The 17,333-nt window shown below is 60.7% G+C and carries 13 protein-coding genes; 4 read left to right on the top strand and 9 right to left on the bottom strand.

Going from position 1 to position 17,333, the window contains the following annotated elements; genetic code table 11:
* The first annotated feature begins 183 nt into the window (after positions 1 to 183).
* On the top strand, positions 184 to 2,259 hold the full coding sequence (locus J3P75_RS05930; protein ID WP_434709617.1) for a TerD family protein: 2,076 nt from the start codon (positions 184 to 186) through the stop codon (positions 2,257 to 2,259).
* Positions 2,260 to 2,426: 167 nt separating this feature from the next.
* Here J3P75_RS05930 and guaA read toward each other — a convergent pair whose 3' ends face one another.
* The 4 genes from guaA to J3P75_RS05910 form a co-directional block, all read right to left on the bottom strand.
* Positions 2,427 to 4,004 carry a glutamine-hydrolyzing GMP synthase gene (gene guaA / locus J3P75_RS05925; protein ID WP_434709616.1) on the bottom strand — a complete coding sequence of 526 codons (1,578 nt, stop codon included), beginning with the start codon at positions 4,002 to 4,004 and terminating at the stop codon, positions 2,427 to 2,429.
* Positions 4,005 to 4,084: 80 nt separating this feature from the next.
* Positions 4,085 to 5,554, bottom strand: coding sequence for an IMP dehydrogenase (gene guaB, locus J3P75_RS05920; RefSeq protein ID WP_434709615.1), 1,470 nt, complete (start codon positions 5,552 to 5,554; stop codon positions 4,085 to 4,087).
* A gap of 105 nt (positions 5,555 to 5,659) precedes the next feature.
* Positions 5,660 to 6,208: a sugar ABC transporter ATPase gene (locus tag J3P75_RS05915; protein WP_434709614.1), complete on the bottom strand. Its 549-nt coding sequence runs from the start codon at positions 6,206 to 6,208 to the stop codon at positions 5,660 to 5,662.
* Positions 6,209 to 6,371: 163 nt separating this feature from the next.
* Positions 6,372 to 7,139 (bottom strand): sulfite exporter TauE/SafE family protein, encoded by a 768-nt coding sequence (locus J3P75_RS05910; protein WP_434709613.1) that lies wholly within the window; start codon positions 7,137 to 7,139, stop codon positions 6,372 to 6,374.
* Between the two features lie 177 nt (positions 7,140 to 7,316).
* Between J3P75_RS05910 and xseA the strand changes: the two genes are divergently transcribed.
* From xseA to leuA, 3 genes are all read left to right on the top strand, one after another.
* Positions 7,317 to 8,696: an exodeoxyribonuclease VII large subunit gene (gene xseA / locus J3P75_RS05905; protein ID WP_434709612.1), complete on the top strand. Its 1,380-nt coding sequence runs from the start codon at positions 7,317 to 7,319 to the stop codon at positions 8,694 to 8,696.
* 3 nt (positions 8,697 to 8,699) lie between these two features.
* Entirely contained in the window at positions 8,700 to 9,521 is an 822-nt protein-coding gene (locus J3P75_RS05900) for a peptidoglycan DD-metalloendopeptidase family protein (protein ID WP_434709611.1), read from the top strand.
* A 448-nt stretch (positions 9,522 to 9,969) separates the two neighbouring features.
* Positions 9,970 to 11,649: a 2-isopropylmalate synthase gene (gene leuA / locus J3P75_RS05895; RefSeq protein WP_090286008.1), complete on the top strand. Its 1,680-nt coding sequence runs from the start codon at positions 9,970 to 9,972 to the stop codon at positions 11,647 to 11,649.
* A gap of 186 nt (positions 11,650 to 11,835) precedes the next feature.
* Here leuA and J3P75_RS05890 read toward each other — a convergent pair whose 3' ends face one another.
* The 5 genes from J3P75_RS05890 to J3P75_RS05870 all read right to left on the bottom strand — a co-directional run bounded on the left by J3P75_RS05890 (position 11,836) and on the right by J3P75_RS05870 (position 17,303).
* Positions 11,836 to 12,627 (bottom strand): amidohydrolase, encoded by a 792-nt coding sequence (locus J3P75_RS05890; protein WP_434709610.1) that lies wholly within the window; start codon positions 12,625 to 12,627, stop codon positions 11,836 to 11,838.
* On the bottom strand, positions 12,615 to 13,763 hold the full coding sequence (locus J3P75_RS05885) for a pyridoxal phosphate-dependent aminotransferase (protein ID WP_434709609.1): 1,149 nt from the start codon (positions 13,761 to 13,763) through the stop codon (positions 12,615 to 12,617). Before J3P75_RS05885 ends, J3P75_RS05890 begins: the two co-directional genes overlap by 13 nt.
* A gap of 145 nt (positions 13,764 to 13,908) precedes the next feature.
* Complete coding sequence (gene der, locus J3P75_RS05880) at positions 13,909 to 15,381, bottom strand: ribosome biogenesis GTPase Der (protein WP_090286015.1); 1,473 nt, start codon at positions 15,379 to 15,381, stop codon at positions 13,909 to 13,911.
* 136 nt (positions 15,382 to 15,517) lie between these two features.
* The gene (gene bamB / locus J3P75_RS05875) at positions 15,518 to 16,669 is read right to left on the bottom strand and encodes an outer membrane protein assembly factor BamB (RefSeq protein WP_434595715.1); all 1,152 of its coding nucleotides are present in this window, start codon (positions 16,667 to 16,669) and stop codon (positions 15,518 to 15,520) included.
* Positions 16,662 to 17,303 (bottom strand): tetratricopeptide repeat protein, encoded by a 642-nt coding sequence (locus tag J3P75_RS05870; RefSeq protein ID WP_090286019.1) that lies wholly within the window; start codon positions 17,301 to 17,303, stop codon positions 16,662 to 16,664. Before J3P75_RS05870 ends, bamB begins: the two co-directional genes overlap by 8 nt.
* Positions 17,304 to 17,333 lie beyond the last annotated feature (30 nt).

The following is a 17,333-nucleotide window of genomic DNA, read 5'->3' as shown; positions in this document are numbered from 1 at the left end:
TGGTTCGCTGACAAACCCGATGACCTCCGTTAGTATGCCGCCGTGGCTATGGAACACCTTCCTTCTATCCCCTATGAACTAGGGGTTCCGCTCTCCACACTGCGCCTGCTTATTGCAGGCGTTTTCGTATCAATTGCACAGGTGAGCCTCCGCTCACTGGAAACGGCGACCAAGGAAGAAATCATGATCAATCAGGAGCTGTTCCTGCGGCGCCGTACTAAATTTCACGTCCCTGCGGGTACCGGCGGAGCCACGCGTGCGCAGGTCGCATCGGCTGTCAAAGAAGTCACGGCGTTCCGATGCGTGTTCTCCGAGCCGCTGATTGAGCAAATTGGCATGCTCTCTGCGGAAGAACTCAGGAGTTGGCTGCGTGAGGTTATCCGAGTACTTCGGCGACGCAGCGGCGCTCACGTCCATCACCGACCGTTTTATCCCGATTTTCCCAATCAGGTTCTCGACGCTTCAGAGGCGGAGTTGTATCTCAACGCCGTCCTGCACTATCACACCCTGCGACGCGTGCCGCCCAGTGAGCAGGTTCGGCCGGCCCTGCTTGAAGGCAACTTCATCCATTGGGTGATCGAACCGGGAAGCGTCAGCGAATTCGAGTCACTGCTCGAACCGCTGGTCTCCTCGCGCACCTCGCTGTCCGACGAGGAAGCCGCCGATGTCATCTGGTTTATTCAAACCTATAAAAACGACGTGTTCCGTCTGTTGCCCGAAACCATCCCGTTCCGTGAAATTCGTGCATTGCTCGCCGGAGCATTGATTCTGCATGTTGGTGACAATGCCGGGGTGGAAGCATTTCTGGAACAAAACGTCGAAACGGCAACCGACGTGCTGCGCGTGGCGATCGCCTTGCATGGTGGGGACGTGTCGCTGGCGACAGCGCTGACGCGCTTCAGCAAAATGAAGCGTTCGATGCGTCGCCGGCTGTTGCACCTGCTCGACCGCGCGCCCAACGCTACGGAAGATGTGATGCGCCAGGCCGAACGCTGGAAACGCCTGGCCGAAGTCCTGCATCCGGGCGATTACGCTGACAAGTATCCGCAAGCTTTCGCCGCCATCACCGCAGCGCGACGCAACGATGCACCGGCTTCGTTTGGGTCGCGTGTCGAAACCATGCTTGCCGAACGCGAGATCGCCGCGCTGACACCCGTGCTGCAAGATCGTCCCGGAGAATTCGCCCGACGTCTGGATGTAACATTGCGCCGTGCCACCGATCCAGACGCGGTACTCGACGCTTTTGAAACTGTTGCAGCGAAAGTGTCCTCGCCTGTTTTGCTGCAGTTGCTGGCTCAGGTACAAGCCCCGCGCCCCCTGCCCCTGCGGGCGTTCACACCGAAAGGAGCGCTGGCCAAAGTCTTCGGCACCAAAGATCGTCGCGATCCAATCGCACCACCAGTATTGGCGCGTGCCGCACAGATATGCGAACACGCCCTGATAACGCGCTTTGCATCGTTGCCACCGCTGGGCCGCTGCTTCGTCGATCCTGCATTGCGCGAATATCGAGTGCCACTGGCACAGCGGGCCGCAGCGAAATCGCTGCGCACGCTGGTACGCGGCAGTCGATTGCCGATGCCTGATACGCGATTCATTCGCCTGTTCCTGTGGTGGAAGAATGGCCGTGAACGCACGGACATTGACTTGTCTGCTGCCTTCTTCGACAGCGACTTCGTTTTCCGGGACGTGGTCGCGTATTACAACCTGAAAGGCTATGGGGGCTACCATAGCGGCGACATTGTCGACGCACCCAAAGGCGCTTCCGAGTTCATCGACCTCGATCTTGATGCTCTCGTCGCGAAGGGTGTCCGCTATGTCGTCACGTCCCTCAATTCGTTTACACGGCAGCCGTATTGTGATCTACCGGAATGCTTCGCCGGCTGGATGGCGCGTGCCGATACGGCATCGGGCGAAGTGTTCGAGCCACGCACAGTGGTTGACCGCATCGATATCGCCTCCGACACCGGCATCTGCCTGCCCTTCGTAATGGATTTACACGAGAGACGCATGATCTGGGCCGACCTGGGGCTGACTTCATCGCCCCGCTGGAACAACGTCGACAACAACCTCAGCGGAGTTTCGCTGATGCTGCGCGCCTTGGTGCATACACCGCGGCCGGATCTGCACACGCTTTTCGATTTACATGTGCGGGCACGAGGCGTACGAGTGGCCTCGGCAGAGCTGGCGCAGACGGTGTTCGCTCCAGATCGAGGGCTGACGCCGTTCGATACGGATCTGATTCGGTCCGAATATCTTTGATATCTGCGACAGGCGTGCTCACTGCTGTACATGCAACTGCACGTGGAAGCCTTCCGCGCCATTAATAAAAAATGCCAGTCAGCAAAACTGACTGGCATTTTTCAAGAGATGGTCAGGCGCCTCTAACCCTGGCGCCTAGCGGAGGCCGGACGAACCGGCTACCTGAATCACTCCCACTCAATCGTCGCCGGCGGCTTGCTCGACACGTCGTAGGTGACGCGCGAGATACCTTCGATTTCATTGATGATGCGGCCGGAGACGGTTTCCAGCAATTCGTAAGGCAGGTGTGCCCAACGCGCGGTCATGAAGTCGATGGTTTCTACGGCACGCAGGGCCACGACCCAGGCGTAACGACGGCCGTCGCCGACCACGCCCACCGATTTCACTGGCTGAAACACCACGAAGGCCTGGCTGACCTTGTGGTACCAGTCGGCCTTGCGCAGTTCTTCGATGAAGATGTGGTCGGCACGACGCAGCAGGTCGGCGTATTCCTTTTTCACTTCGCCGAGGATGCGCACGCCCAGGCCCGGGCCCGGGAACGGGTGGCGGTAGACCATGTCGTACGGCAGGCCGAGTTCCAGGCCCAGACGACGGACTTCATCCTTGAACAGTTCGCGCAGTGGCTCGACCAGTTTCAGGTTCATCTCTTCCGGCAGGCCGCCCACGTTGTGGTGCGACTTGATCACGTGGGCCTTGCCGCTTTTCGCGCCAGCCGACTCGATCACGTCCGGGTAGATGGTGCCCTGAGCGAGGTATTTGATGTTTTCCAGTTTGTTGGACTGGGCATCGAACACATCGATGAAGGTGCGACCGATGATCTTGCGCTTCTTCTCCGGGTCGGCTTCGCCGGCCAGGTTGTTGAGGAACTGCTCTTCAGCGTTCGCGCGGATCACCTTGACGCCCATGTTCTCGGCGAACATGGCCATCACTTGCTCGCCTTCGTGCAGACGCAACAGACCGTTGTCGACGAACACGCAGGTCAGTTGATCACCGATGGCTTTGTGCAGCAGCGCAGCAACGACCGAGGAGTCGACACCTCCGGACAGGCCCAACAGGACGTTGTCGGTGCCGACCTGGGCGCGGATGTTAGCGATCGCGTCTTCAGCGATTTTCGAGGGTGTCCACAGGGCTTCGCAGCCGCAGATGTCGAGCACGAAACGCGAAAGGATGCGGCCGCCCTGCTTGGTGTGGGTCACTTCCGGGTGGAACTGCACGCCGTAGTACGCGCGATCGTCGTTGAACATGCCGGCGATCGGGCAGCTCGGGGTGCTGGCGAGGATGTGGAAGTCTTCCGGCATCTTCGTGACTTTGTCACCGTGGCTCATCCACACGTCGAGGCCGAACAGGCCGTCGGCGTCGATGTGGTCTTCGATGCCGTCGAGCAGGCGGCTCTTCCCGACCACGTCAACGCGGGCGTAACCGAACTCACGCAGCTCGGAACCTTCAACCTTGCCGCCCAGTTGCTCGGCCATGGTCTGCATGCCGTAGCAGATGCCGAACACCGGCACGCCCAGATCGAAAACCGCCTGCGGGCAGCGCGGGCTGTTGGCTTCGTGCACGGACTCGGGGCCGCCGGCGAGGATGACGCCTTTAGGGGCGAATTCGCGGATCGCATCTCCGTCCATGTCGAACGGGTGCAGTTCGCAGTACACACCGATCTCGCGCACGCGGCGGGCAATCAGTTGGGTGTATTGCGAACCGAAGTCGAGGATCAGGATGCGGTGAGCGTGAATGTCGAGGGCCATGACTCATTCTCATGTAGTGAATCAGAAACAACTCGGGGCTGAATGAACAGCCCCGGTGATTTAACGTTTTGCTGAAAGCCTCAACCTACGCGGTAGTTTGGCGCTTCCTTGGTGATCTGCACGTCGTGAACGTGGGATTCGGCCATGCCGGCACCGGTGATCCGCACGAACTCAGGCTTGGTGCGCATTTCTTCGATGTTGGCGCTGCCGGTGTAACCCATCGAGGAACGCAGACCGCCCATCAACTGGTGAATGATCGCGCTCAGGGTGCCTTTGTAAGGCACGCGGCCTTCGATGCCTTCCGGGACCAGCTTCTCGGCGCCGGCCGAGGAATCCTGAAAGTAACGATCGGAAGAACCCTGGGCCTGGGACATGGCGCCCAGCGAACCCATGCCGCGATAAGCCTTGTAAGAACGGCCCTGGAACAGTTCGATCTCGCCCGGGGCTTCTTCAGTACCGGCGAACATCGACCCCATCATCACGCAGGACGCACCGGCGACGATGGCCTTGGACAGGTCACCGGAGAAGCGGATGCCGCCGTCGGCGATCAACGGCACGCCAGTGCCTTCAAGGGCGGCGGCGACGTTGGCGATCGCGCTGATTTGCGGCACGCCGACACCGGCGACGATACGGGTGGTGCAGATCGAGCCAGGGCCGATACCGACCTTGACTGCGTCGGCGCCCGCTTCGGCCAGCGCCTTGGCAGCGGCGCCGGTGGCGATGTTGCCGCCGATCACCTGCACTTCAGGGAAGTTCTCTTTGACCCAGCGAACGCGATCGATCACGCCTTTGGAGTGACCGTGCGCGGTGTCGACCACCACCACGTCCACGCCAGCGTTGACCAATGCGGTGACGCGATCACCGGTGTCTTTACCGGTGCCGACCGCAGCGCCAACACGCAGACGACCTTGATCGTCCTTGCTGGCCAGCGGGTAGGCTTTGGCTTTTTCGATGTCGTTGACGGTCATCATGCCTTTGAGGGCGAATTTGTCGTCGACGATCAACACGCGCTCGATGCGGTGCTTGTGCAGCAGTTCGCGTACGTCGTTCTTGTTGGCGCCTTCCTTGACCGTGACCAGACGATCTTTAGGCGTCATCACTTCGCGGACAGTGGCTTCCAGACGGTTTTCGAAACGTACGTCACGGGAAGTGACGATGCCGACCAGGTCGCCATCGTGCAGTACCGGCACGCCGGAAATGTTGTGCAGACGGGTCAGTTCGAACAGATCACGCACCGTGGCATCGGCCTCGATGGTGATGGGATCCTTGACCACACCGGCTTCGAACTTCTTGACCTTGCGCACTTCGGCAGCTTGCTGCTCGATGGTCATGTTCTTGTGGATAATGCCGATGCCACCTTCCTGAGCCATGGCAATTGCCAGACGGGCTTCAGTAACGGTGTCCATGGCGGCAGAAACCAGAGGAATATTCAGTTCGATGCCACGGGTAAGACGGGTCTTGAGACTGACTTCGTTGGGAAGTACCTCGGAATAACCGGGCACTAGGAGAATGTCGTCGAATGTCAGAGCTTCTTGGCTGATACGCAGCATCGCGGGGGCTCCCGAGCGGGAAAATGGAAGCGCGCCATTATAGTCAGACACCCCCTGCTGTTCAATGTAAAACTCAGCCTAATTGATAGAAGGAAAAGCCCGGCCCTACAGCTCCACCTTGACCCACGAGACAGGTTGATCGAGCCAGTCGGCGAACTCGTCGATGAAGCTCTGCTTGAACCCGGCCCCCAACCAATTGTTGAAGATGAAACCGAGGTTGGAAAACGCGCATTCCTGCAAGAACAGGAACCCGTTGATGTCGTCTTCGTGCCCGCATTCGGGGCAGGTGAAATTGTCGGTGCGACCGGGAAACCAGTCTTCCAGACTTTCGAACAGCGCTTCGCCGACTTCGCGGCGGCATTCGGCACAGCCGGCTTCTTCGAGAAAGCCTTTGGCCGGAGTGTAGATGCAGCGCTTGGTGACAATTTCCAGGCCATTGATCGGCTCACCGAACGGCAGCGCCTCGGGGTGCAGCACCACTGCGCGGGCGCCGTCGGCGATGGCGTGCGCCATGCGGTTGCCGGTGCGCCCGCAGGTGGTCAGTTGTTCTTCGACGATGTTCTTGCGCACCAGCCAACGCACGATCGCCCGCGCCCGGGGTTCGTGTACCGGCAGGGTGGAGATTTTCGGGACGATGATGCTTTGCGTGTTCATGGTCGAGCCTGCTGAAAATACCGGGACACCCTCTGTAGGAGTGAGCCTGCTCGCGATAGCGGTGGGTCAGACACATCAATTTTGATTGATACACCGCTATCGCGAGCAGGCTCACTCCTACAAAGGAAATGCGGCCGGCAGCTTAATCCCTGACAAAATCCGGTCAAGCACTGAAATAACGCCCGATCAGGGCAATCCCGCTGGCCAGCACCAGCCACGTCACCAGCCGCACAAACGCTTCGCGCGACAACTTCATGCTCAGCCGTCGGCCGATCCACAAGCCCAGCGCCATCGCCGGCAACAGGCACAGCGCCAATATCAACAAGGGTAGCTCGGCATACACCCCGGCGATAACGAACAGACTCAGGCGCACCACGGTGCTGCAACTGATCAGCGCGCTTTGCGTGGCCCGCGCGGCTTCTTTGGATAAGCGGCTGTTGAGATAGATCGCGTAGAGAAACCCGCCACTGCCAAACAACGCACCGAACAACCCGCCCACCGTGCCCATCGGCACGGCCCATGCCGCCGACAACTGCGCCGGCCGCGCCTTGATCCACAGGCTGTAGATCGCATAGGCGCTGATGAACAGCCCCATCAATAACAGCAGCACATCGGATTTGAGGTTGAGCAGAAAGATCACCCCCAGCGTGCAACCGACCGCCATGCACGGCAGCAGCCGCAACAATTCGGGCCTGGCGACATCGCGCCGCGACGGCAGCAGATTGCCGAACGCTGCGACAAAATCCAGTAGCACCAGCAGCGGCACGATCTTCGACAGCGGCATGAACAGAATCAGAATCGGCCCCGCGACCAGTGCCGTACCGAACCCGGCGATGCCGAATACGATGTAGGCCAAAGCAATGCCCAAGCCGATCACCGCCCAACCGCCCGCGCCCCACGACCACGCCCCCAACAGCTCCATAACGTTCATCGGCCCGCATCCTTTATAAGACCGCTGACTGTACCATCCCCCTGTAGGCCTTCGCCTGCTCGCGATAGCGGTGGGTCAGACACATCAATATATGCTGACCCACCGCTATCGCGAGCAGGCGAAGGCCTACAGGGGATTGGTGGTGATCTGACGGCAAATGCCTTTAAACTGCGCCCCATGATTAAAGATCCCTTTGCAAGACTTGGCCTGGACCGTGAAGTCCTGACCGTCAGCCAGCTCAACGGCCGCGCGCGGGTGTTGCTGGAAGACGTGTTCAGCAACATCTGGGTCGCAGGCGAAATCTCCAACCTCGCCCGTCCGGCGTCGGGGCATGTGTATTTCACTCTCAAGGACAGCGGCGCCCAGGTGCGTTGCGCGTTGTTCCGGCAGAACGCCGCGCGGGTGCGTCAGGCGCTGAAGGATGGCCTGGCGGTGAAAGTGCGTGGCAAGGTCTCACTGTTCGAAGGCCGTGGCGACTACCAGTTGATTCTCGACACGGTCGAACCGGCCGGTGACGGCGCGCTGCGCCTGGCCTTCGATGCGCTGAAGGAAAAGCTCAGCGCCGAAGGTCTGTTCAGTGCCGAACGCAAAGTGCCGTTGCCGGCGCACCCGCAGCGCATCGGCATCATCAGTTCGCCGACCGGTGCGGTGATTCGCGACATCATCAGTGTGTTCCGTCGCCGCGCGCCGCAGATCCAGTTGACCTTGATTCCCACCGCCGTACAGGGCCGCGAAGCCACCGCGCAAATCGTCCGCGCATTGAAAATGGCCGACGCCCGCGGTTTCGACGCGCTGATCCTCGCCCGTGGCGGCGGCTCGCTGGAGGACCTCTGGTGCTTCAACGAAGAAGCCGTCGCGCGCGCCGTCGATGCCTGCGTCACACCGATCGTCAGCGCAGTCGGCCATGAAACTGACGTATCGATCAGCGACTTTGTCGCCGACGTGCGTGCGCCGACACCGTCCGCCGCGGCCGAACTGCTTGCGCCGGATTCGAGCCATCTGATCCGCCAGGTCGAAAGCCTGCATCGCCGTCTGGTGATGCGCATGCGTGATCGTTTGATGCGCGACCGACTGCGGCTGGAAGGCATGGCCCGGCGCTTACGTCATCCCGGTGAGCGTTTGCGCCAGCAGGCGCAGCGTCTGGATGATCTGGACATGCGCATGCGCCGGGCGTTCGAGCGTCATCTCAACACCCGCCGCGAACGCCTGATCCGCCTGGAAACCCGCCTCGCCGGGCAACATCCGGGTCGCCAGTTGGCGATGTTGCGCCAGCGTCTCGACAGCCTCGCCGACCGTTTGCCTCGGGCCATGCGTGAAGGCCTGAAGAACCGCCGTCTGCAACTGCACAGCCAGATGCAGACGCTGCATGTGGTCAGCCCGCTGGCAACCCTCGGTCGCGGCTACAGCATTCTGCTCGATGAGCGCGGTCACGCGATCCGCGACGCCGCGCAGACCCACACCGGCCAGCGCCTCAAAGCCAGACTGGGCGAAGGCGAGCTGCAAGTGCGCGTCGAGGATAACCACCTGACGCCCGTCACCCTTTCTTTACTGGACTGATCCATGCCGCGCTTTCTCGCTCCCCTGCTGTTGCTGTGCCTGACCTTCAACGCCCACGCTGACAGTTACATCACTCGCCTGCTCAACAAACCGGTGCCGGGCGGCGTCGCCGTGGTGGATCTGGGTGCGGCAGCACAAGCGCCGAAAGCCACGTATCAGGGCAAACCGGTGCTGGTGGTGAAAGAACAGAACAACTGGCTGGCGATCGTCGGCGTGCCGCTGACCGTCAAACCCGGTGCGCAGCAGATCAGCAGCGGCGGCCGGACTCTGCCGTTCACCGTGGGCAGCAAGCAATACCCGGAGCAGCGCATCACCCTGAAGAACAAGCAGCAGGTCAATCCGGACCAGTCGAACCTCAAGCGCATCGAGGGCGAACTGGCCGAGCAGATCAAGGCCTATCGCAGCTTCAGCCCGAACACGCCGAGCAACCTGCTGCTGGACAAACCAGTCAACGGGCCGCTGTCGAGCAAGTTCGGTGTGCGCCGCTTCTTCAATGGCGAAGAACGCAACCCCCACGCCGGTCTCGACTTCGCGGTGCCAGCCGGTACGCCGATCAAGACGCCGGCGGCGGGCAAGGTGATTTTGATCGGTAACTACTTTTTCAACGGCAACACCGTGTTCGTCGACCATGGCCAGGGCTTTATCAGCATGTTCTGCCATATGTCGAAGATCGACGTGAAGAACGGCCAGCAACTGGCCCGTGGCGCGGTGGTCGGTAAGGTCGGCGCCACCGGCCGGGCGACCGGGCCGCACATGCACTGGAATGTCAGCCTGAATGATGCGCGGGTGGATCCAGCGATTTTCATTGGTGCCTTCCAACCTTGAATCATCGGTTGAGGCTGATGGCCTCATCGCTAGCAGGCTAGCTCCCACAGGTTGGAATGCATGTGGGAGCCAGCCTGCTGGCGATGACTGACTCACTGACACCGCAATTCACCTGAAACCCCACCACCCTCGATTGCGCCCCATCCAAGCCCCGCGCAAAAATCAAGAAGCTCCTTGCCTTCCAGCACAATAAAATCTCGCAGAACCCGGCTTTCCGAGGATTCCTCTCAATTTTTTCCGACTGCTTGCCATCCTCCCCCCTCGCGGTTAGGGTTGAGGGCATGAAAACCTCTCACACCCTCATTCAGCTTCGCCAGCACCGCAGCCTGTGCCTCGTCAGCGCACGACTGCCAGGCTGAATCGCTGCGCCTCGTCCTACGCTTTTCCAAGAACAATCGTTCAACCGGCAGGCCGCCTCTTTTCGGCCCAGACAACAAGGAATTTCCCGATGAGCATGCTCAAAGACCCGTCTTCGAAATACCGCGCCTTTCCCGTCATCAACCTGCCGGATCGCACCTGGCCGTCGAAGACCATCGACACCGCGCCGATCTGGTGCAGCTCCGACCTGCGTGACGGCAACCAGTCGCTGATCGAACCGATGGACGCGGCGAAGAAGCTGCGCTTCTGGAAAACCCTGGTGCAGGTCGGCGTGAAAGAAATCGAAGCATCGTTCCCGGCGGCTTCGCAAACCGACTTCGACTTCGTGCGCACCCTGATCGAAGAAGGCCACATCCCGGACGACACCACCATTCAGGTGCTGACCCAGGGCCGTGAGGACCTCATCGAGCGCACCTTCGAATCCCTGCGCGGGGCGAAGAAAGCCATCGTTCACCTCTATAACGCTACATCGCCGTCGTTCCGTCGCATCGTGTTCAATCAGGACAAGGACGGCATCAAGGCCATCGCGGTCAACGCGGCCAAGCTGTTCGTCAAATACGCAGCGATGCAGCCGGACACCGAGTGGACCTTCGAATACTCCCCGGAAACCTTCAGCGCCACCGAGCTGGAGTTCGCCAAGGAAGTCTGTGACGCGGTGATCGAGGTGTGGAACCCGACGCCTGAGCACAAGATGATCCTCAACCTGCCGGCCACCGTTGAATGCGCGACGCCAAACGTCTACGCCGACCAGATCGAGTGGTTCGGGCGCAACATCAACCGTCGTGACAGCGTGATCATCAGCCTGCACACCCACAACGACCGTGGCACCGGCGTTGCGGCGACCGAGCTGGGCCTGATGGCCGGCGCCGACCGCGTCGAAGGCTGCCTGTTCGGCAACGGCGAACGCACCGGTAACGTCGATCTCGTCACTGTCGCGCTGAACATGTACACCCAGGGCCTCGATCCGCAGCTGGATTTCTCCGACATCGATGGCGTGCGCAAAGTGGTTGAGGAGTGCAACCAGATTCAGGTGCACCCACGTCACCCGTACGTTGGCGACCTGGTCCACACCGCGTTCTCCGGCTCGCACCAGGATGCGATCCGCAAAGGCTTCTCCCAGCAGAAACCGGACGCCCTTTGGGAAGTCCCGTACCTGCCGATCGACCCGGCCGACATCGGTCGCAGCTACGAGGCGGTGATTCGCGTCAACAGCCAGTCGGGCAAGGGCGGCATTGCCTACTTGCTGGAGCAGGAATACGGCATCAGCCTGCCGCGTCGCATGCAGATCGAGTTCAGCCAGGTCGTGCAGCGTGAAACCGATCGTCTCGGCCTGGAAATGACCGCCAAGCAGATTCACTCGCTGTTGATCAGCGAATACCTGCAAGCCAACACCCCGTACGCGCTGGTCAGCCATCGCCTGCAGGAAGAAAACGGCAACAGCGCCGTCGAAGTGGAAGTGGCGAGCAAGGGTCAGGGCGAAACCAACCTGCACTGGCGCGGCAAGGGCAACGGTGCGCTGGAAGCACTGGTCGCCGGCCTGCCGGTTCCGGTGGAAATCATGGACTACAACGAACACGCGATCGGCGCCGGCACCAACGCCAAAGCAGCGGCCTACATCGAGCTGCGCGTGAACGGCGAACGTGCGGTGCACGGCGTGGGGATCGATGAAAACATCACCACCGCCAGCTTCAAGGCACTGTTCAGCGCACTGAACCGCTCGCTGAGCCAGCCAGAGGCGAAAGCGGCTTGATCGAGCGCTGAAATGCAAAAGGCCCCGGAGTGAAAGCTGCGGGGCCTTTTTCTTGCCTGAGTCTTTTGTGCCGCCTTCACCGGCCCCATCGCTAGCAGGCTAGCTCCCACAGGGATTTGTGGTGTGAACACGATCCCTGTGGGAGCCAGCCTGCTGGCGATAGCGCCCTGTCAGGCACTGGAAACCTCAGGTGAACTCAAAGGTGTCGGCATCCAGATTCGCCGGAAACCGCTCGCGGTAAGCGGCCAGCGGCGCCGCCTCCAGCATCACCTCGAACACGCCGTCCGCCTCCCCCGCTGCCAGCAAGGTTTCGCCCTGGAAATCCAGCACCTGACTGTCGCCGGTATAGGCGAAGCCCTTGCCATCGCTGCCAACCCGATTCACCGCTGCCACATAGCAGAGGTTTTCGATGGCTCGGGCCGGCAACAGGCGATTCCAGTGCAGACGCCGCGCGCCGGGCCAGTTGGCGGTGTACAGCAGCAGGTCGGTGTCCTGGGCGTCGCGACTCCACACCGGGAAACGCAGGTCGTAGCAAATCAGCGGGCGAATGCGCCAGCCTTTCAATTCGAACTGCACCTGACGCTCGCCGGGGGTGTAATGGTTGTGTTCGCCGGCCATGCGGAACAGATGGCGCTTGTCGTAATGCAGCACCTCACCGTCCGGGCGTGCCCACAGCAGGCGGTTGCGATGGCTGCCGTCGGCGGCCTGGATGATCACGCTGCCGGTGATTACCGCATCGAATTTCGCCGCCTGCGCCCGCAACCATTTGCTGGTCGGGCCGTTCTCGGCTTCGGCGAGCGTTTCCGATTCCATGGAAAAACCGGTGGTGAACATCTCCGGCAAGATAATCAGATCGGCACCACGCGCCTGCTCCAGCAGCCCCTCGAAATGCTCGAGGTTGGCCTGGCGGTCATGCCAGGCCAGGCTGGTCTGGATCAGCGCCAGGTTGAGGTCTGGCAACGCACTCAGATCACGCATAGTTTTGCCGCCGCTTCACGCAGCGTCTCCTCGCGTTTGGCAAAGCACAGACGCACCAGGCGCTGGTCTTGCGGCGGTTTCCGGTAGAACACCGACACCGGAATACTCGCCACGCCATGTTCGCGGGTCATCCACAGGGCCATCTCGACGTCATTCAGGTCAGGGCGAATCTGCGAATAATCGACCAGTTGGAAATAGGTACCGGTGACCCGAGTGAAACTGAAACGCGACGACGCGAGCAGGTCGCAGAACAGGTCGCGCTTGGCCTGATAGAAACCCGGCAGCTCTTCGACGTGTTCCGGGTGCTCGGCCATGTAATCGGCCAGCGCGTATTGCAGCGGCGTGACACCGCAGAAACTCACGTACTGATGCACCTTGCGCAGCTCGGCAGTGAGCGCTGGCGGTGCGACGACGTAGCCGGTCTTCCAGCCAGTGACGTGGTAGGTCTTGCCGAACGAGCTGACCACGAACGCGCGCTGATACAGCTCCTCATGAGCCAGCACGCTGACATGCGGCACACCGTCGAATACCAGGTGTTCATAGACTTCGTCGCTGATTACGTAGATGTCGCGATCACGAATCAACGCGGCCAGCTGATCCAGTTCGGCACGACTGATCAGCGCGCCGCTCGGGTTGTGCGGGGTGTTGAGAATGATCATCCGCGTGCGCGGGGTCAGGGCAGCACTGAGCTGATCGAAATCGATGGAAAAATCCTTCAAGCCCAGCTGCACATGCACGCAGCGGCCGCCGGCCAGTTCCACCGCAGGCTCGTAACTGTCGTAAGCCGGGTCGAAGACGATGACTTCGTCACCGCTGTGGATAACTGCCTGAATGGCGCAGAATATCGCTTGCGTGGCACCGGGCGTGACGGTCACTTCGTGATCGGCATCGACACTGGCGCCGTAGCTGCGCGCAATTTTCGCGGCGATCTGCTGACGCAGCGCCGGCAGGCCGGTCATCGGCGAATACTGGTTATGGCCACTGGCGATGTGCCGACCGACTGCGTCACGCAGCGACTGCGGGCCGTCGAAATCCGGAAAACCCTGAGACAGGTTGATCGCCCCGGTCTGCGCCGCGAGCTGAGACATCTGCGTGAAAATGGTGATGCCGACATTCGGCAGCTTGCTGGTGATCATCGGAGGCCCCTTGCAGGTGAAACGCAAGTTTCAAGCCTCAAGCTACAAGCTGCAAGCAAAAACCCGCGCCCACAAAAAAGGGCTTCATACGAAGCCCTCTCTGCTTTTACTTAAAGCTTGCAGCTCGAAACCTGAAGCTGCTTTTTTATTTCTTGTCGCGGCGTTTCTTGCTGGCTTTTTTGTTGTGCGACATCAAGCGACGCTTCTTGTTGACCTGGCGGTCGGTCAGCGTGTTCTTGTTGCCTTCGTACGGGTTCTCGCCGCCCTTGAACTCGATGCGGATCGGCGTACCGACCAGCTTCAGCACACGACGATAAGTGTTCTCCAGATAGCGTACGTACGACTTCGGCACTTTCTCGATCTGGTTACCGTGGATCACGATGATCGGCGGGTTGGCACCACCCAAATGCGCATAACGCAGTTTGATCCGGCGGTTGTTGACCATCGGTGGCGCGTGCTCGCCTACCGCATCTTCCAGGATCTGGGTCAGACGGTTGGTCGGCCAGCGGGTGACAGCGGATTTGAACGAGTTCTGTACGGAAGCGTAGAGGTTGCCCACGCCGGTGCCGTGCAGTGCCGAGATAAAGTGGATGTCGGCGTAGTCAACGAAGAACAGACGACGTTGCAGCTCGACCTTGACGAAGTCGCGCTCGCTCGGCGTCATGCCGTCCCACTTGTTGATCGCGATCACCAGCGCACGACCCGACTCGATGGCGAAGCCCAGCAGGTTGAGGTCGTGATCGACCACACCTTCGCGGGCATCCATCACGAAGATCACCACGTTGGCGTCTTTGATCGCTTGCAGGGTTTTGACCACGGAGAACTTTTCGACTTCTTCGTGGATCTTGCCGCGCTTGCGCACACCGGCGGTGTCGATCAGCGTGTATTTTTCCTCGTTGCGTTCGAACGGGATGTAGATACTGTCGCGGGTGGTGCCGGGCTGGTCATAAACGATCACCCGGTCTTCACCGAGCATGCGGTTGACCAGGGTCGACTTGCCGACGTTCGGACGGCCGATGATGGCGATCTTGATCCCGTCTTTTTCGCTCGGGCCAGGAATGCGCTTGGCTTCCTCGCCTTCGGCTACGATCTCTTCCTCTTCGCCTTCAGCCGGCTCGTCATCATCACGCGGGAAGTCGCTCAGGGCGGCTTCGAGCAACTGCGTGATGCCACGGCCATGAGCACCAGCGATCGGGATCGCGTGGCCCATGCCCAGCGGGGCGAATTCGGCGCGGGCCATTTCCGGGTCGATGTTGTCGACCTTGTTGGCGACCACGTGGGAACGCTTGTTACGCTTGCGCAGGTGTTCGGCGATCATCTGGTCGGCGGCGGTGAAACCGGCCTTGGCATCTACCAGGAACAGCACAACGTCTGCTTCTTCAATGGCCAGCAGCGACTGCTCGGCCATTTTTTCGTCCATACCATGTTCGTCACCGGAGATACCGCCGGTGTCGATCAGAATGTAGGAACGCCCTTGCCACTTGGCCTCACCGTACTGGCGATCACGGGTCAGACCGGACAGGTCGCCGACGATGGCGTCGCGAGTCCGAGTCAGGCGGTTGAACAAGGTGGACTTGCCGACGTTCGGTCGGCCCACCAGGGCGATTACGGGAACCATGCGGCTCTCCACTTCGTTATTTCAGAAAATACAAAAGCCGCTGCGAGGCAGCGGCTGGTGCTCGGGGCAACGCCTGATAGCGCTGCAAGCCCCATGAATCCGGGGCCGCCTGGGGGGTTAACCCCAAGCATAGTTGTTACTTGATGGTCAGGGCTTCCAGTTTGCCGCTGTTGCCATACACATAAATCATGTCACCCACCACCAGCGGACGGGCGCGCAGGCCGTCGCTGTCGATGCGCTCACGGCCGACGAAACGACCGTCAACCTGACTCAGCAGGTGCAGATAACCTTCCAGGTCACCCACTGCAACATAGCTGGAGAACACTTCCGGAGCCGACAGCTGACGGCGAGCCAGCGCATCGTTGCTCCACAATGCGGTGGTGGAACGCTCATCGACGCCTTCAACGGTGCCCGAGGACAGGCTCACGTAGACGCTGCCGAAACCCTGAGCGATACCGGCGTAGCTCGAGGCATCGCGCTGCCAGAGCTGACGACCGCTTTCCACGTCCAGTGCTGCGACGCGACCCTGATAGCTGGCCACGTACAGCGTACCGCCGGACAGCAGCAGACCGCCGTCGATGTCGACTACGCGCTCCAGTTCCGAACGACCCTGTGGAATGGCGATGCGCTGTTCCCACACCGGCACGCCGTTGGAAATATCCAGGGCGACCACTTTACCGGTCGACAAGCCAGCCAGCGCCAGGCGGTTGGTCACCAGCGGTGCACTGGTGCCCCGCAGGGTCAGTACCGCCGGCGTGCTGTCATAGACCCAGCGCTGATTACCGGTGGAGGCATCCAGACCGATCAGACGATCGTCCTGGGTCTGCACCACCACCACGTCACCGTTATTGGCCGGCGGCGCGAGGACTTCACTGTTGACGCGCGCACGCCACTTCTCTTCACCATTGCTGGTGTCCAGAGCGACGACTTCGCCACGCAGGGTACCGATCAACACCAGACCGTAACCAACGCCAACGGCGCCGGAAACAGGCAGTTCAAGATCCTGTTCCCATTTCACGTCGCCATTGCTGCGATCCATGGCCATGACCACGCCGGTGACATCGGCGGCGTAGATGGTGTCACCATCGATCGCCGGTACCAGCATGTTGTAGGTTTCGCCCTGACCGTCACCGATCGAACGACTCCACTGCTTGTGCAGAACCACTTCTTCTTTGAAGTCGGTCAGTTCAGCCGGTGGCAATTCTTTCTTGCTGTTGCTGCTGCAACCCGCGGCCAGTAGGGCCAGAGCCAGCAATGCTGCATGCTTCCAACGGATCACGTCACGCATCCCCTTTGGCCAGGTCGTCGAGCTTGATTTGAAGGCCACCGACTGCCGCTTCATCCGACAGTGCTGCCTTGGCTTTTTGATACGCCTTGTTCGCGTCATCGGTACGGCCCAGCTTCACCAGCAGGTCGCCCTTGAGTTCTTCGCGAGTGGCCAGGAACGCTTTGTCGGCATCGCCGTCGAGCAGTTTCAGGGCGTCTTCGGTCTTGTCCTGCGCGCCCAGCACCTGCGCCAGACGCTGACGGGCGATCTCGCCCAGCGCCGGGTTGGCCGGTTTGTCGACGATGGCTTTCAGCTCGGTGGCTGCATCGTCCAGCTTGCCGCTGTCGACCGCGACCTTGGCGACGAACAGGCTGCCGTACTGCGCGTAGGCAGAACCGCCGAATTCGCTGTTGAGCTTGCCGGCCAGGTCCGCAACGCGCGCGGCGTCTGGCTTGCCGTCAGGCGTCAGGGTGGTTTCCAGCAATTGCTGATAGAGCACCGAAGCGCCTTGCGACTGGTTGCTCTGATACTTGTGATAAGCCTGCCAGCCGAACACGATGACCAGCGCCAACAGGCCGCCGGTGACCAGAGGTTTGCCGTTGCGTGTCCACCAGTCCTTCAAATCCGCCAACTGTTCGTCTTCGGTACTCGACACCCCAATACTCCTTAATCGCTAAATCGGCTG

It is taken from the genome of Pseudomonas sp. R1-1 (assembly GCF_051132135.1).
GTDB lineage: Bacteria > Pseudomonadota > Gammaproteobacteria > Pseudomonadales > Pseudomonadaceae > Aquipseudomonas.
The sequence above is the reverse complement of the archived record's forward strand: the minus strand, read 5'-3'. Positions and strand labels throughout refer to the sequence as shown.

Excerpts from the sequence above, each read along its gene's own strand:
- bamB (WP_434595715.1), bottom strand. The coding sequence starts at position 16,669 with ATGCGTGACGTGATCCGTTGGAAGCATGCAGCATTGCTGGCTCTGGCC.
- der (WP_090286015.1), bottom strand. The coding sequence starts at position 15,381 with ATGGTTCCCGTAATCGCCCTGGTGGGCCGACCGAACGTCGGCAAGTCC.
- guaA (WP_434709616.1), bottom strand. The coding sequence starts at position 4,004 with ATGGCCCTCGACATTCACGCTCACCGCATCCTGATCCTCGACTTCGGT.
- J3P75_RS05890 (WP_434709610.1), bottom strand. The coding sequence starts at position 12,627 with ATGCGTGATCTGAGTGCGTTGCCAGACCTCAACCTGGCGCTGATCCAG.
- J3P75_RS05885 (WP_434709609.1), bottom strand. The coding sequence starts at position 13,763 with ATGATCACCAGCAAGCTGCCGAATGTCGGCATCACCATTTTCACGCAG.
- J3P75_RS05930 (WP_434709617.1), top strand. The coding sequence starts at position 184 with ATGATCAATCAGGAGCTGTTCCTGCGGCGCCGTACTAAATTTCACGTC.
- J3P75_RS05915 (WP_434709614.1), bottom strand. The coding sequence starts at position 6,208 with ATGAACACGCAAAGCATCATCGTCCCGAAAATCTCCACCCTGCCGGTA.
- J3P75_RS05910 (WP_434709613.1), bottom strand. The coding sequence starts at position 7,139 with ATGAACGTTATGGAGCTGTTGGGGGCGTGGTCGTGGGGCGCGGGCGGT.
- J3P75_RS05900 (WP_434709611.1), top strand. The coding sequence starts at position 8,700 with ATGCCGCGCTTTCTCGCTCCCCTGCTGTTGCTGTGCCTGACCTTCAAC.
- leuA (WP_090286008.1), top strand. The coding sequence starts at position 9,970 with ATGAGCATGCTCAAAGACCCGTCTTCGAAATACCGCGCCTTTCCCGTC.
- guaB (WP_434709615.1), bottom strand. The coding sequence starts at position 5,554 with ATGCTGCGTATCAGCCAAGAAGCTCTGACATTCGACGACATTCTCCTA.
- xseA (WP_434709612.1), top strand. The coding sequence starts at position 7,317 with ATGATTAAAGATCCCTTTGCAAGACTTGGCCTGGACCGTGAAGTCCTG.